This is a genomic window from Flavobacterium azizsancarii (genome assembly GCF_027980145.1).
Classification (GTDB): Bacteria; Bacteroidota; Bacteroidia; order Flavobacteriales; family Flavobacteriaceae; genus Flavobacterium; species Flavobacterium azizsancarii.
In genome coordinates, this window is the sequence record NZ_JAMZNK010000001.1 from 209,273 (window position 1) to 224,853 (window position 15,581).

9 protein-coding genes are annotated in these 15,581 nt (G+C 36.4%); 6 read left to right on the top strand and 3 right to left on the bottom strand.

The features are described from left to right. Positions 1–40: 40 nt before the first annotated feature. The 3 genes from lepA to NJT12_RS01095 form a co-directional block, all read right to left on the bottom strand. Complete coding sequence (gene lepA / locus NJT12_RS01085; protein ID WP_271334076.1) at positions 41–1,837, bottom strand: translation elongation factor 4; 1,797 nt, start codon at positions 1,835–1,837, stop codon at positions 41–43. A 165-nt stretch (positions 1,838–2,002) separates the two neighbouring features. Beyond that, positions 2,003–2,728, bottom strand: coding sequence for an NUDIX hydrolase (locus NJT12_RS01090; protein WP_271334077.1), 726 nt, complete (start codon positions 2,726–2,728; stop codon positions 2,003–2,005). 21 nt (positions 2,729–2,749) lie between these two features. Beyond that, the gene (locus tag NJT12_RS01095; RefSeq protein WP_271334078.1) at positions 2,750–3,466 is read right to left on the bottom strand and encodes an NUDIX hydrolase; all 717 of its coding nucleotides are present in this window, start codon (positions 3,464–3,466) and stop codon (positions 2,750–2,752) included. Between the two features lie 391 nt (positions 3,467–3,857). Between NJT12_RS01095 and NJT12_RS01100 the strand changes: the two genes are divergently transcribed. The 6 genes from NJT12_RS01100 (at position 3,858) to NJT12_RS01125 (ending at position 15,457) form a co-directional block, all read left to right on the top strand. After that, complete coding sequence (locus tag NJT12_RS01100) at positions 3,858–5,351, top strand: xylulokinase (protein WP_271334079.1); 1,494 nt, start codon at positions 3,858–3,860, stop codon at positions 5,349–5,351. 2 nt (positions 5,352–5,353) lie between these two features. Then, positions 5,354–6,676, top strand: coding sequence for a xylose isomerase (gene xylA, locus NJT12_RS01105; protein ID WP_271334080.1), 1,323 nt, complete (start codon positions 5,354–5,356; stop codon positions 6,674–6,676). A gap of 47 nt (positions 6,677–6,723) precedes the next feature. After that, a complete protein-coding gene (locus NJT12_RS01110) occupies positions 6,724–9,855 on the top strand; it encodes a SusC/RagA family TonB-linked outer membrane protein (RefSeq protein ID WP_271334081.1) in 3,132 nt (1,043 codons plus the stop codon). A gap of 11 nt (positions 9,856–9,866) precedes the next feature. Continuing rightward, positions 9,867–11,441 (top strand): RagB/SusD family nutrient uptake outer membrane protein, encoded by a 1,575-nt coding sequence (locus NJT12_RS01115; protein WP_271334082.1) that lies wholly within the window; start codon positions 9,867–9,869, stop codon positions 11,439–11,441. 22 nt (positions 11,442–11,463) lie between these two features. Next, entirely contained in the window at positions 11,464–12,843 is a 1,380-nt protein-coding gene (locus NJT12_RS01120; protein ID WP_271334083.1) for a hypothetical protein, read from the top strand. A gap of 124 nt (positions 12,844–12,967) precedes the next feature. Further along, on the top strand, positions 12,968–15,457 hold the full coding sequence (locus NJT12_RS01125; RefSeq protein ID WP_271334084.1) for a glycoside hydrolase family 2 TIM barrel-domain containing protein: 2,490 nt from the start codon (positions 12,968–12,970) through the stop codon (positions 15,455–15,457). Positions 15,458–15,581 lie beyond the last annotated feature (124 nt).

Consider the following 15,581-nt stretch of genomic DNA (forward strand, 5'->3'; position numbering starts at 1 on the left):
AATCTATATTCTATTCTCTTTATTCTTTCTTCTAAAAAAATTAATCGTTAAGTTTCAAAACAGCCATAAAAGCTTCCTGAGGAATCTCAACGTTTCCTACTTGTCTCATACGTTTTTTACCTTTCTTCTGTTTTTCAAGTAATTTACGCTTACGCGAAATATCACCACCATAACATTTTGCGGTAACGTCTTTACGAAGTGCTTTAATCGTTTCACGAGCAATAATCTTAGCCCCAATTGCAGCCTGAATCGGAATGTCGAATTGTTGTCTTGGGATTAATTCGCGTAATTTTTCGGTCATTTTTTTACCAATGTTATACGCGTTGTCTTCGTGAATCAATGCAGAAAGCGCATCAACTGTTTGAGCATTCAAAAGAACATCCAGTTTTACCAGTTTCGAAGTTCTCATTCCTATCGGAGAGTAATCAAAAGAAGCATAACCTTTAGAAACTGTTTTTAGACGATCATAAAAATCGAATACAATTTCTGCAAGAGGCATGTCAAAATTCAATTCAACACGTTCAGTAGTCAAATACGTTTGATTGGTAATTACACCACGTTTTTCGATACATAAACTCATTACGTTTCCAACAAAGTCAGCTTTTGTAATGATGGTTGCTTTAATATATGGTTCTTCAACTCTGTCTAAACGAGATGGTTCAGGTAAGTCAGAAGGATTATTAACAACAAATGGAACTTCTGGTTCTTTTTTAGTATAGGCAAGATACGAAACGTTAGGAACTGTAGTAATTACAGTCATGTCGAACTCACGCTCTAAACGTTCCTGGATAATTTCCATGTGCAGCATTCCTAAGAATCCACAACGGAAACCAAATCCTAAAGCCGCAGAACTTTCAGGAGTAAAAACAAGCGAAGCATCATTCAATTGCAATTTCTCCATAGAAGAACGCAAATCTTCATAATCTTCAGTATCTACAGGATAAATTCCGGCGAAAACCATTGGCTTTACATCCTCAAAACCCGTAATCATATTAGTAGTAGGTGTTTTAGCATCAGTTAGAGTATCTCCAACTTTTACATCTTTGGCTTCTTTAATTCCTGAAATCAAATAACCAACATCACCAGCCGAAATCACATTTTTAGGAACCTGATTTAATTTTAAAGTTCCAATTTCGTCAGCAAAATATTCATTGCCGGTAGCCATGAATTTAATTTTTTGCCCTTTTTTAATCTGCCCGTTTTTTACACGGAAAATAACTTCAATTCCACGAAACGGATTGTAATGAGAATCGAAAATCAAAGCCTGTAGCGGCTCATCAACATTTCCTGACGGAGGAGGGATTTTTTCGATAATGGCAGCTAAGATATTTTCAACACCAAAACCTGTTTTTCCTGAAGCATGAATAATATCTTCTAATTTACATCCTAATAAATCGATAATGTCATCGCTAACCTCTTCAGGATTAGCACTTGGTAAATCTACTTTATTCAATACCGGAATAATTTCCAGGTCATTTTCTAAAGCAAGGTATAAATTTGAAATCGTTTGTGCCTGAATACTTTGAGCAGCATCAACAATCAAAAGTGCCCCTTCGCAGGCAGCAATAGATCGTGAAACTTCGTATGAAAAGTCAACGTGACCGGGAGTGTCAATAAGATTTAAAATATATTCCTCTCCTTTATAAGTATATTCCATTTGAATGGCGTGACTTTTTATGGTGATTCCACGTTCACGTTCCAGGTCCATGTTGTCAAGCAATTGAGCTTTTTCTTCACGAGCTGTAACGGTTTGTGTAGCGCCTAATAATCGGTCAGCCAATGTACTTTTACCGTGGTCAATGTGTGCAATAATGCAAAAGTTACGTATCTTTTTCATTTTAATATATCAATTCTCTAAACGAGTTTTTAAGTAATTTTCAGGGTATAAATTACGCTGTAGCAATTGCTGTAGAGCGTGTTATTAAGGCGCAAAGATAGCGCAAAGTTTTGGATTCTGGAATGTAGTTGTCCGATAGTTAGAATCTCAGTTTTAAAACAACCGTTAAAACTCAAAATTTAACCCTTTTTCAGTCAGTTTTTTGTAAGTTTCAGCATCAAATTTGTATAATTTGGCAGCTCTGTGCGAAACGTCCTGTTGCTTTTCGTCAAGAGCAATCAATAACTTCATGTGAAGAATTTTTCGGCGAAAATTAGATTTATCCAATTCAATTCCTAAAATTTCCTCATACAAATGCATTAATTGCAATAAAGTAAATTTTTCCGGCAAAAGATTAAAACCAATCGGAGCCTGACGAACGCGATTACGCAATTGCATCAAACTAAATTTAAGAATCTCATTATGATCAAAAATTAAATCCGGAATCGTATTAATTTTATACCATTTTGCTTCGATTACAGACAAACTGGCTTTAATATTATAATCTTCCCGATTCACCAAAGTATAATAACCAATAGTTACAACCCTTCTTTCCGGCACACGATCCGGATTCGTAAACGCCTTTAACTGCTCTAAATAAATATTGTCAAGACTTGTAAGTTCATACACAATACGATGTGCGGCATCATCAGCACTTTCCTCCCTTTTCATATATCCACCAAGAAGACCCCATTTTCCTATGCTTTCTCCTTCAGCATGCTGTACTAAAAGCACCTCAAGACTCGCTTTGTTAAAACCAAAAATAACGCAGTCAATCGTGATTCCGTCAATTCCCGGAGTAGTAATTTTGTGATCAGATTGAGGCGTATGTTGAGAAGAGGGAAAAGTCATTTGTTATAATTGTCAAAAGTATTAAAATTCAAAGTTGAATCCTTTTTCGGTCAGTTTAGTATAAATTTCCGGATCAAATTTGAATAATTTAGCTGCTCTGTGCGAGACATCTTGTTGTTTCTCGTCTAATGCCACAAGTAATTTCATGTGAAGAATTTTTCGTCTGAAATTAGATTTGTCCATTTCAATTCCTAAAATTTCTTCGTATAAATGCATTAATTGCAATAGTGTAAATTTTTCCGGTAAGAGATTAAATCCAATTGGAGCCTGACGTACTCTGTTTTGAAGATGTTTTAGACTATATCCTAAAATTTCGTTATGGTCATAAATCAAATTCGGGATACTATTGATCTTGTACCATTTTGCATCAGAGGCCGTAAAACCAGCTTTAATATTATAATCTTCTCTTTTTACCAACGCATAATATCCAATAGTGATAACGCGTCGAAGCGGAAATCGGTCCGGATCCCCAAATGCCTTCAATTGTTCCAGATAAATATTGTCAAGGCCCGTAAGTTCATTCAGTAAACGGTGCGCAGCATCATCAGTACTTTCTTTTTTATAAATCCATCCTCCCGGAAGACCCCATTTTCCTTTACTGATTCCTTCACCATGTTGTACAAGAAGCACTTCCAAACTTCCCTTATCAAATCCAAATATCACACAGTCAATAGTGATCGCGTTCATTGCGGTCTGCTCGCTTTTTAAAGCTGAATCGTCCTCTGTATTTTTAACCATGCGCTATTTTATATTTTGACAAATTAAATAAATAAAATGAATAGTTGCCTTCGTAAAAGCTTTATATTTTTCTTAACATAATAATTTTCTGATAATCAGTGATTTGGAATTTGATTAAAAATGATGTTTTAAAATAGTTATTCTTAAACGCTTGATTGTCAAATTGGTAATTCGTTATTTTTTTGATATTTTTTTATTGTGTTTCAACTAAAATTTTATTATATCGATAATAATTTGGTTCTAATAATCAGAATCGGAAAAAAATAACCCTAATATTTTGTTAATATAGAAAAAATGTTTTACACTTGTAGTCAAAATAACCATAAGATAAGTTCAGTTTGACTATAAGATTAAAAAGGACAAATCTATAACTAACTTTAAATACAACCAAATGTTTTTTTTAGGAATTGATTTAGGAAGCTCTTCGATAAAATTATCAGTTTTCGATCCTGAGAACGGAACGACTATTGGCGCAGTGAGTGTTCCTGATTTTGAAATGCCAATTGTTGCCCCAAAATTTGGCTGGGCAGAACAAGATCCTGAATCCTGGTGGTTGTATGTTAAAGACGGAATCAAACAATTGGGTTCAAAATCTAATGTTGATTTAAAAAAAATTGCCGGAATAGGGATTGCCTATCAAATGCACGGTTTGGTTTTAACCGATGAAAATTTGAATCCTGTTCGATCGTCGATCATCTGGTGTGACAGTCGTGCTGCTAGTATTGGAGACGAAATTTATAATCAGATTGGAGCAGATAATTGTCAAAAACAAATTTTAGGAAGTCCCGGAAATTTTACCGCTTCAAAACTAAAATGGGTAAAAGACAATCAGCCTGAAATTTTTGCAAAAGCAAAATACATGATGCTTCCGGGAGATTTTATTGCTGCCAAATTATCGAAAGTAGCACAAATAAGCACTTCAGGATTATCAGAAGCTGCTTTATGGAACTTTTCCGAAGGAAAACTGGCAACTGAAATCCTTTCTCAAATGGGATTATCAGCAGATATCGTTCCGGAGATTGTTTCAAATTTTGGAATTCAGGCAACGATTCACTCAGACATTGCACAAGAATTAGGATTAAATCCTGATGCTAAAATAACCTACCGCGCAGGAGATCAACCTAACAATGCATTGTCATTGAATGTTTTGAAACCTGGCGAAATCGCTACAACAGCCGGAACTTCGGCAGTTGTATATGCTGTAAGCGATCAGGAAGCTTACGACAAACAAAACAGAATCAATACTTTTTTACACGTCAATAATACCGAAGCTGAAAAACGCAACGGAGTAATGTTGTGCATCAATGGTTCAGGAATTTTATACCAATGGCTGCGCAAAATCATGTCTGTTGACAGAACTGAATTAATTGCCTACGAAAAACTAAATGCCGAAGCTGCAAAAGTCGAAGCAGGAAGCAACGGACTTCGTTTTTATCCTTTCGGGAATGGTGTGGAGCGTATTTTCACTAACAAAAATGCCACTTCAGGAATTCAGAATTTAAATTTCAACATACATCAACCGTCACATTTGGTGCGTGCAGCCTGTGAAGGAATCGTGTTTGCTATGAATTACGGTTTTGATGTGATGAAAGAAGTTGGTGTTTCAGGAACGGTGGTTAGAGCAGGAAATTCAAATCTGTTTTTAAGTCCGGTTTTCAGGGAGATTTTCACCAATACTACACAAACAACTTTAGAATTGTACAATACATCGGGTGCAGAAGGTGCTGCAAGAGGCGCCGCTTACGGTTTTGGATATTACAATTCATTGGAAGAAGCCTTTCGTGGATTGCAATGTTTAGATAGAATTGAACCCAACAAAATCCTGACTTCTCAATATCAGGATTTATATCAGGAATGGAAAAATCAAATTAAAATAGAACAATAATAATGAGCACAACCAACCCAACTTACTTTAAAAATATAGACACGATTAAATTCGAAGGAAGAGATAGTGATAACCCGTTAGCTTTTAAATGGTATGATGAAAATCGTGTCGTTGCAGGAAAAACACTAAAAGAACATTTACGCTTTTCGATGGCATACTGGCATACGCTGTGTAATACGGGAGGAGATCCGTTTGGAGCTTCGACTGAAACTTTCTCCTGGGATAAAAATGAAAATGTAATCTTAAGAGCCAAAGATAAAATGGATGCGGCTTTTGAATTCATGACAAAATTAGGTTTGCCATACTACTGTTTTCATGATGTTGATATTGTTGATGATGCGCCAACATTGGCTGAATTTGAAACACGTATTCAGACTATGGTAGAGTATGCGAAACAAAAACAACAAGAATCAGGAATTAAATTGTTGTGGGGAACTTCAAACTTATTCAGCAATCCACGATTCATGAATGGTGCTGCAACGAATCCAAACTTCGATGTTTTGGCGTACGCCGGAGCTCAGGCAAAAATCGCAATCGATGCAACGATCGCATTAGGCGGAGAAAATTATGTTTTCTGGGGAGGTCGTGAAGGATATATGAGTTTGTTAAACACAGACATGAAAAGAGAATTAGACCATTTAGGAAGATTCCTGAATACATGTAAAGATTATGCTCGTAAAGAAGGTTTTAAAGGAAACTTCCTGATCGAACCAAAACCAATGGAACCTACAAAACATCAATATGATTATGATGCAGCGACTTCATTAGGATTTATTAATAAATACGGACTTCAAAACGATTTCAAATTAAATCTTGAAGTAAACCACGCCACTCTTGCCGGACATTCTTTTGAGCACGAATTACAAGTTGCAGTTGATGCAGGAATGTTAGGAAGCATTGATGCCAATCGTGGAGATTACCAAAATGGCTGGGATACAGATCAGTTCCCAATCAATCTTCAGGAAGTTACCCAAGCGATGTTAGTGATTCTTGAAGGTGGCGGAATTAAAGGCGGTGGTGTAAACTTTGATGCAAAAGTGAGAAGAAATTCAATCGATTTAGAAGATAAATTCATTGCACACATTGCAGGAATGGATGTTTTTGCACGAGGATTAATTTGTGCCGATCAGATACTACAAAATACAGATTATAAAAAATTACGTACTCAGCGTTACAGTTCATTTGACGGTGGAAACGGAGCAAAGTTCGAAAATGGGGAATTATCTCTTGAAGATCTTAGCAAAATTGCCCGTGCAAGTGGAGAACCTCAACCATTAAGTGGAAGACAAGAATTATTCGAACAGATCATTTCGAATGCATATTAAGCAGGTAAAAAATAACTAACTATAATTTAAACCAATTCTTAACTATTATGAAAAGCAAATATTGTATTAAAACAACACCGCTCTCGTTTTGTATGGCGCTGTTGCTTAGTGTATTTATGATGCAGTCTGGTTTTGCACAGGAGCAATCCCAAGTTATCACCGGAAATGTAAAATCAGCAGATGATGGTATGGGAGTTCCGGGTGCAACAGTTGCAATCGAAGGAACTAAAACAGCAACATCGACAGATTTTGACGGAAACTTTAAACTGGAAGCAAAAACAGGCAACGTGATTGTGATCAGTTTTATGGGATTTAAAGCGCAACGTATCACCGTTGGAACTCAAAAAGTAATTACGGTTACTTTACAAACAGAGGCGGCGGACCTTAAAGAAGTTGTCGTTATTGGGTATGGTTCACAAAAGAAAACACTTGTTACCAATGCTGTTACTCAGGTAAGTGGTGAGAACCTTGCCAAAACCAATACTACAAATGCATTGCAAGCACTTCAGGGTCAGGCAGCTGGACTTCAGATTACCTCTACTTCAGGTCAGCCCGGAGAAGCTTTAAAAGTTGTGATTAGAGGTGTGGGATCTGTAGCAGGAAGCAGCCCGCTTTATGTGGTAGATGGAATATTGACTGGTGATATTTCGTATTTAAGCAACTCGGATATTGAATCTATTTCGGTTTTAAAAGATGCTGCTTCTGCTGCCATTTATGGTTCGCAAGCTGCAAATGGAGTTGTTTTGGTAACTACTAAAAAAGGAAAACGTGGTGCACCCGGAAAAATCACTTTTGACCAATACTACGGTGTACAATCAGTATCGAGAAAAGTCGATTTATTAGATGCAACGCAATATGCTACAATATTAAATGAGGCTGCAGTAAATTCTGGAAAAGCTCCTTATTTTACGAATAGCCAAATTGCCGGTTTAGGAAAAGGAACAAACTGGATGGATAAAATGCTAACGGATAATGCCGCTACAAAAAATTTCTCATTTGGAGCTTCGGGAGGTTCAGATACGTCAGTTTATTCTACATCATTATCCTACTTAGGACAAGAAGGAGTTGTAGGAGGAAAAGATCTTTCAAATTATCAGCGTTATAATTTTAGATTCAATTCAGAACATAAACTATATAAAGATGTTGTTACAATAGGTCAGAATTTAAGTTTTGCTTATGTAGACAAAAACGGTATTGGTGTTGGTAATCAGTACAGCAACTCTTTAAGAAGTGCTTTTCAGGTTTCACCATTATTACCAATGTATGATGCAAACGGAAATTATTTTGATACATCAAATAGCACAGAACCCTGGTTATCAGGTACAGCAAATCCGTATGCTTTAATGGAGTATACAAATCAAAATGAAAGTAATAATCAAAAATTATTAGGGAACGTTTATTTACAAATTGAGCCTATAAAAAACTTAACCTTTAAGACTACTTTGGGGCTTGATTATTATGTATCCGAAGGACATGCCTACACTCCGATCTATAGATTGTCAATTTATGCCAACACTGCTTTTGATAAAGTAAATCAAAACATGAGCAAAAATAAAAGTATTACATGGGATAACCTGGTATCTTATAAGTTTAATGCTGCTGATAATCATCATTTTGAAGCCATGTTGGGTACATCATTTATTAACTACGATGCAACTTCTATAGAAGTTAACAATGCAGATTCTGTTTTTAATGATTTAGAGCATGCCTGGATCGATAACACGACCAACAAAGACGGATCTAAAATTGCAATTAAGGGCAAAAAAGAAGAAAATAAGCTGATGTCTTATTTTGGAAGATTAAATTACAACTATAAAGAAACATACTTATTCAACGCAACACTTAGAGCAGACGGTTCATCAAAATTTGCTCCGGGAAACCAATGGGGTTATTTTCCTTCATTATCAGGAGGTTGGGTAGCTTCAAATGAAGAGTTTTTGAAAGATTCAAAAGTATTCAACTTTCTTAAATTAAGAGCGAGTTGGGGACAGGTTGGTAATCAAAGTATTAGATCATTTCAATATTTGACATTAATTAAATCAAATAATACGAACTATAATTTTGGTAATGAAGAAGGAGTTCAGACACCGGGAGCATATCCGCAAAACATATCAAATACAAATATAAAATGGGAAACTTCAGAGCAGATTGACCTTGGTTTAGATGCGAGATTTCTAAACAATGCTTTGAACGTAACGGTTGATGTGTACCAAAAAACAAATAAAAACTGGTTAGTCCTGGCGCCAATTTTGGCAACTGCAGGTGCAGATGCTCCCTTTATTAACGGTGGAGATGTTGTAAACAAAGGAGTTGAGTTAAGCCTTAATTATCAAAACAAAATAGGCGATTTTAATTATAGCATAAGTGCAAATGGAGCTTATAATAAAAATGAAGTAGGTAAAATTCCCACTATCGATGGTCTTATTCACGGATTAAACAATGAACTTTATGATAATGCCGGCGAATTTTACAGAGCAGAAAACGGACAGCCATTAGGTTATTTCTGGGGATACAAAACAGGAGGAGTTTTTCAAAATCAGGCACAAATTGATAATTATAAATCAGCAAACGGTGTAGTGCTACAGCCTAATGCAGCTCCCGGAGATCTTATTTATGTAAATAAGAATGGTGATGATAAAATAGATGCAAGCGACAAAACCAATATCGGAAATCCAAATCCGGATTTTACTTACGGTTTCTCTTTGTCAGGTAGTTATAAAGCTTTTGACTTCTCTGTTATGGCAAATGGTGTAGCAGGAAATCAAATCGTGCAATCGTATAGAAATCAAGCGGGTGCTTACGGAAATTATACTACTGCAATATTAGACCGTTGGCACGGAGAAGGTTCTTCGAACACAATGCCAAGAGTAACAGAAGACAATAGAAACTTTACGCAATTTTCAGATTTGTATGTTCAGGATGGTGATTTCTTAAGAATCAGTACCGTTACATTAGGATTTGATTTAGCGAAAATGAGACAATCTAAACCATTTTTTGCAAGCCAGTTCAGAGTTTATTTTTCAGTGTTGAATCTTTATACTTTCACGAAATATAACGGTATGGATCCTGAAATTGGATTTGGTTCTTCAAATGATGACCAAAAGTTTTCATCAGGTGTTGATGTAGGATACTACCCAAGACCAAGAACATTCATGTTGGGATTAAATATTAAACTTTAATAAATAAAAAGATGAAAAATACATATCTATATATTTTCTGTTTGAGTTTATTGTCGCTGGGTTCTTGTAGTTTAGAAACAGAACCATTGGTACAACAAACAGATACGAATTTTTATAAAACAACAGATGATGCTTATGCAGCATTAGTAGGATGTTATGATGGTCTACAGGTGGCAACCGGAGCCAGTGGCTTGGGAGTTCCTGTAATAAGTGAAGTAATGTCTGATGATTGTTTTGGAGGAACGGGTAACTCTGACGGATACAGTTATGCCGCCATCGACGAGTTTGATATTAGCCGTTCTCCTTCAGATGTTGATTTGCTTAATAACAACTGGATTGCCTATTACAAAGCCATTTATCGTTGTAATATCTTTTTGTCTAAAATCGATCAGATTGACTGGAAAGAGAACACTACTTTAAAGAATACATACGAGTCAGAAACTAAATTCATCAGAGCTTACCTTTATTTTGAAATGGCGCGTTTATGGGGAAGCGTACCATTGTTAACGGCACCTTCTACTGAAAATATCCCACAAGCAGCTCCAGAGGAAATTTATAAAGTAATTGCAGAAGATTTAGTATTTGCTTCAAATAATTTACCAGGTGGAGGATATGCCGCAACAACTAGCGGACGTATTACAAAATGGGCTGCTAAATCTTTATTAGGACGTGTTTATTTGTATTATACAGGGTATTACGGCAAAACAGATTTAGCAGGTATAGTTACCAAAACACAGGCTTTAGGACATTTAGAAGATGTTATTGCTTCTAGCGGACATGGTTTAGTAGATGATTTCTCTACTTTATGGCCAGCAGCATCAGTTGATAAATATGCCGGAGAAAGCAATAAAGAAATTGTGTTTTCTATAAAATATACTTACACAAGTGATTATAACGGAAACACAGATGGTAACCATTGGTTAGTAATGTTTGGTATGAGAGAATTCTCGTCTTATCCTTACGGACGCGGATGGGGAGTTACGGTAAATTCGAAATTATGGAATGCTTATACTGCCGGAGACACAAGACGCGTAGCAACTGTAATTGGAATCGATCAGGAAAAAATAAAATTTGATAAAATAAACAGCCAGAGAGAATATACAGGTTATTATAATAAGAAATATTCACCAATGGTGGATAAAGACGGAAAAGATCTTCCTCTTGTTATGGGTAGCCAGTATTGGGATATTGGTCAATTTCAGGATTATGTTGTCTTGAGATATTCAGATGTTTTGCTAATGGCGGCAGAATTAGGAAGCGGAAGCGCGCAAACTTATTTCGACAACGTTAGAAGAAGAGCGTATAAAGACAACTTTACCTCTTTACCGGTGAATTATGATAATATCATGAACGAAAGACATTTAGAATTTGCTCTTGAAGGAGTCAGATATTGGGATTTATTACGTCAGGGTATCGGAAAAGCTTCTACAGCTATTGCAGAAACTACAACATTGCTAAGTGGCGGAGTTGCCGGAACAAAAACAATTTCAGCAGCTAAAATACAGGCGACAAAAGGACTGCAGCAAATCCCGAATACTCAGATCACATTATCAGGTGGAGTATTGAAGCAAAATGCGGGTTGGTAATTTTAACTTAAAAAGCAAAGAAATGAAAAATATTAAATTATTAATTACATCATTTTTGATGGTAGCACTAATGCTAGTATCATCTTGTTCACCGGAAACCTATTCTCTGGACAGCCCGATGAGCAAATCGGATATACATTTTGAGATTACCCAGGATTTAGTAACAGATGCGGGAGGAAACACGGTAATACTGAAAAATACAACTCCGGGAGTGGTATTAAACTGGGATTATGTTACAGGAAAGTCGAGTAAAGCTGTGCAAACTGTACAATATGCTTTTAAAGGAAGTTATACCATCAAAATTACTGCTGTAACCGGCGGTGGTCTTGTAGAGTTAGATCCGGTAACAATTGTTGTAAGTCAGGACAACTTAAATTATGTTAATGATCCTCTTTGGACAGCATTATCAGGTGGAGTTGGCAAAAAGAAATCATGGGTAGCTGATAATGGTAAATATGGTTTAGCTCCGGGTGCTATGTCTTTTGCAGATCCTAATGATCCTACAAAACCGGTAGAATGGAATAATTTTACACCAAACTGGGAACCTGAAGGTAACGCTAATTCAAGTACAGATGCTGATATGCATTGGGGAAGATACATGACATTCAGCCTTGAGGGAGGACCTTTTATGACGGTTCATGAAAAGGATGGAACGACGATTCAAAACGGATCTTACTTCTTGGATATTAATGCGCATACCCTAACAACAACAGGAGCAACTATTCTAAGACCAGACAATTATATCGCAAATGCAAGTAACTGGAACAATGAAATTAAAGTACTGAAACTTACTGATAATCAGTTGAGAATTGCAGTAAAGAGAACCAATAGCGAAGGACCTTGGTGGTACATCTGGAATTTTGTTGCTAAAGATTATGCAGACAGCTACGTTCCTCCAATTACAGAACCTGTTCTTGACGAAGGTTATAATCCAACTTTTGCTTCTGGCGAATTGTTGACAATGTTAACCGGAGGAGCCGGAGCAGGAAGAGTTTGGCAATTAGATGCAGCAGGTAATCCTGTTGACTGGGTTGCGGCAGGAAAAGGATGGACAGTTAACGCTGGAAGTTCTTCTGATTGGGGATGGAATGCTGGTTGGACAGCTGTTGCCGGTAATTCATGGGTACGTTTTGACCAGTGGGGAGGTAAATTAAATTATACCCGTAGCCAAAATGGTGTTGTAACTACAGGAATTTTTACCATAAATGCAGCAACCAATGAAATTAATTTAGGAACAGATACATTGATTCAAAATTCAGAAAGCTGGATGAGTCCAACTGCGAATATTATCAAAGTAGTAAAAGCATACAATAAAGATTATCTTCAAAAAGGTATTTGGTTAGGGACATCTTATGATGCCGGTAAAGATGAATGGTTTGTTTTCCATTACATCATCCCTTAAATAATTACGGGTTTTCATAAACCGGAAACCTGATTATTTAAAGTATAAAACAACCGGTAGGGGATTTACAAAGTCACCTATCGGTATGTTTATATTTGTTTTTAAATATTAAAATCCTTTCAAAATGAAGAATAAAAGAAAATATTTAAATAATGGACTACCATTATTAATGCTAATCGGAATTATCTTATTGGGCTCTTGCAGCAAAAAAGAGGATGCTTTTGCAAACAGAAAAGTTTCTTTTAATTCAGATTGGAGTTTTCATCTTAATGACAGCATAATCGACAAAGATACTATTGGAGCTTCAACCAAATGGAGAACATTAAACGTTCCTCATGATTGGAGTATCGAAGGAAAATTTGACAAAAAAAGTCCTGCCGGATATGGAGGCGGAGCCCTTAACGGAGGTTTAGGCTGGTACAAAAAAACATTTAAAGTTGCCGCTGAAGACAGCACAAAAGTAACTTCGATTACTTTCGACGGCGTTTACAGAAACAGCGAAGTATGGGTAAACGGACATTATTTAGGGAAACGTCCAAACGGATACATTGGTTTTCAATATGAAATCTCCAAATACTTAAATTACGGAGACAAAAACAATGAAATTATTGTAAAGGTTGACAATTCAAAACAACCCAATTCACGTTGGTATTCAGGTTCCGGAATTTTTAGAAATGTCTGGATCGAAACCACAGATAAATTGCACGTTGCACAATGGGGAACTTATGTGACAACACCAAAAGTTACGGCTGAAAAAGCTTCGGTTAGTTTTGAAACTACTATTCAGAATCAAAACCCAGCTTCAAAAAAGGCAACAGTAACCACTACTATTTTTAAAGAAGATACAAAAGTAACATCGGTTACTCAAAATATAACGATTGGTGCGAATACCAATCAAACCATCAAGCAAGAAACTGAAGTTGGAAATCCAATTTTATGGTCAGTTGAAAAACCGGAATTGTATACAGTTGTAACAGAAATTTCAGTAGATAATAAAATTGTAGATCAGTACAAAACCAACTTAGGAATCAGAGATTTTAAGTTTGATGTAGATAAAGGTTTTATTCTTAACGGAAAACAAGTTAAAATCAAAGGTGTTTGTATGCATCATGATTTAGGTCCGTTAGGTTCCGCAATTAATACAAGAGCCATCGAACGTCAGTTGGAAATTTTGAAAGAAATGGGCGTAAACGGAATCAGGACTTCTCATAATCCTCCGGCTCCGGAACTTTTGGATTTATGTGATAAAATGGGTTTCATTGTCATGGATGAGGCTTTTGACATGTGGAAACAAACTAAAACCAAATATGATTATGGAAACGACTGGGACAAATGGCATAAGAAAGATTTAATCGATCAATTGCTTCGCGACCGTAACCATCCAAGTATTTTTATCTGGAGTATAGGAAATGAAATTCCGGAACAATGGAATGAAACCGGTGTTACAATCGCAAAAGAATTAGCCGCCATTACACGTCAGTACGATAAAACACGTCCGTTGACCGCAGCGATGAATCCGCCAGTGAACATGAATATTGACGAAGTAACGTTACAGTTCGAAAAAAAGAATGTCCAGTTTAATGCCATAGCAAAATCCGGTGTTTTAGATATTATCGGTTATAATTATGCGCATCAAACCTATAAGTATCATCAAAAGAATTTCCCGGGAGTTCCTTTCATCGCAACCGAAACAACTTCGGGTTTACAAACCCGCGGTTATTATGATACCGTTTCGGATAGTATTAAAAAATGGCCGGTACGATGGGATCTTAAATTTACAGAGGGAAATCCAGGTAACACCGTTTCGGCTTACGATCAGGTACAAACGCCTTGGGGTTCGACACATGAAGCCACCTGGAAAGTAATTAAAAAATACGAATTTCTTTCGGGAATGTACATTTGGACAGGTTTCGATTATATTGGAGAACCAACTCCGTACGAATGGCCATCAATCAGTTCCTATTTCGGAATTGTAGATTTAGCCGGTTTCCCAAAAGATGTTTATTATATGTACCAAAGCGAGTGGACAGATAAAACTGTGCTGCACATTTTTCCACATTGGAACTGGAAAGCAGGACAAACTGTAGATGTTTGGGCATATTACAATAAAGCCGATGAGGTTGAATTGTTCCTTAACGGAAAATCAGTTGGGATTCGAAGTAAAAAAGGAGACGATTTGCATGTAATGTGGAGAATTCCTTTCCAGCCCGGAACGCTAAAAGCAATTTCTCGTAAAAACGGAAAAACAGTTTTAGAAACCGAAATCAAAACAGCCGGAAATCCTGAAAATTTAAAACTGACAGCAGATAGAAGCAACATCAAAGCCGATGGAAATGATTTGTCATTTGTAACAATTGATATTCTGGATGCAAAAGGAACTTTGGCTCCAAATGCAAATAATGAAATCCATTTCTCGTTAAAAGGAAACGGAAAAATCGTAGGGGTTTGCAGCGGAGATCCGGTAAGTCATGAATCGTACAAAGGTTCAAAACATACCGCTCTTAACGGAAAATGTTTAGTCATTGTCCAGTCTGATACAAAAACAGGAAGACTGGAATTAACCGCTCAGGCAAATGGATTAAAACCCGCAACGATTGTAATTACAGCAGAATAATAAGTTACCCTCCTAACAGGTTTCCAAAACCTGTTAGGTATGGATAGATTTTTATTAAAGTATTAAATAAAATACCTAACAGGTTTTGGAAACCTGTTAGGAGAATTAACATTTAGAATAAATT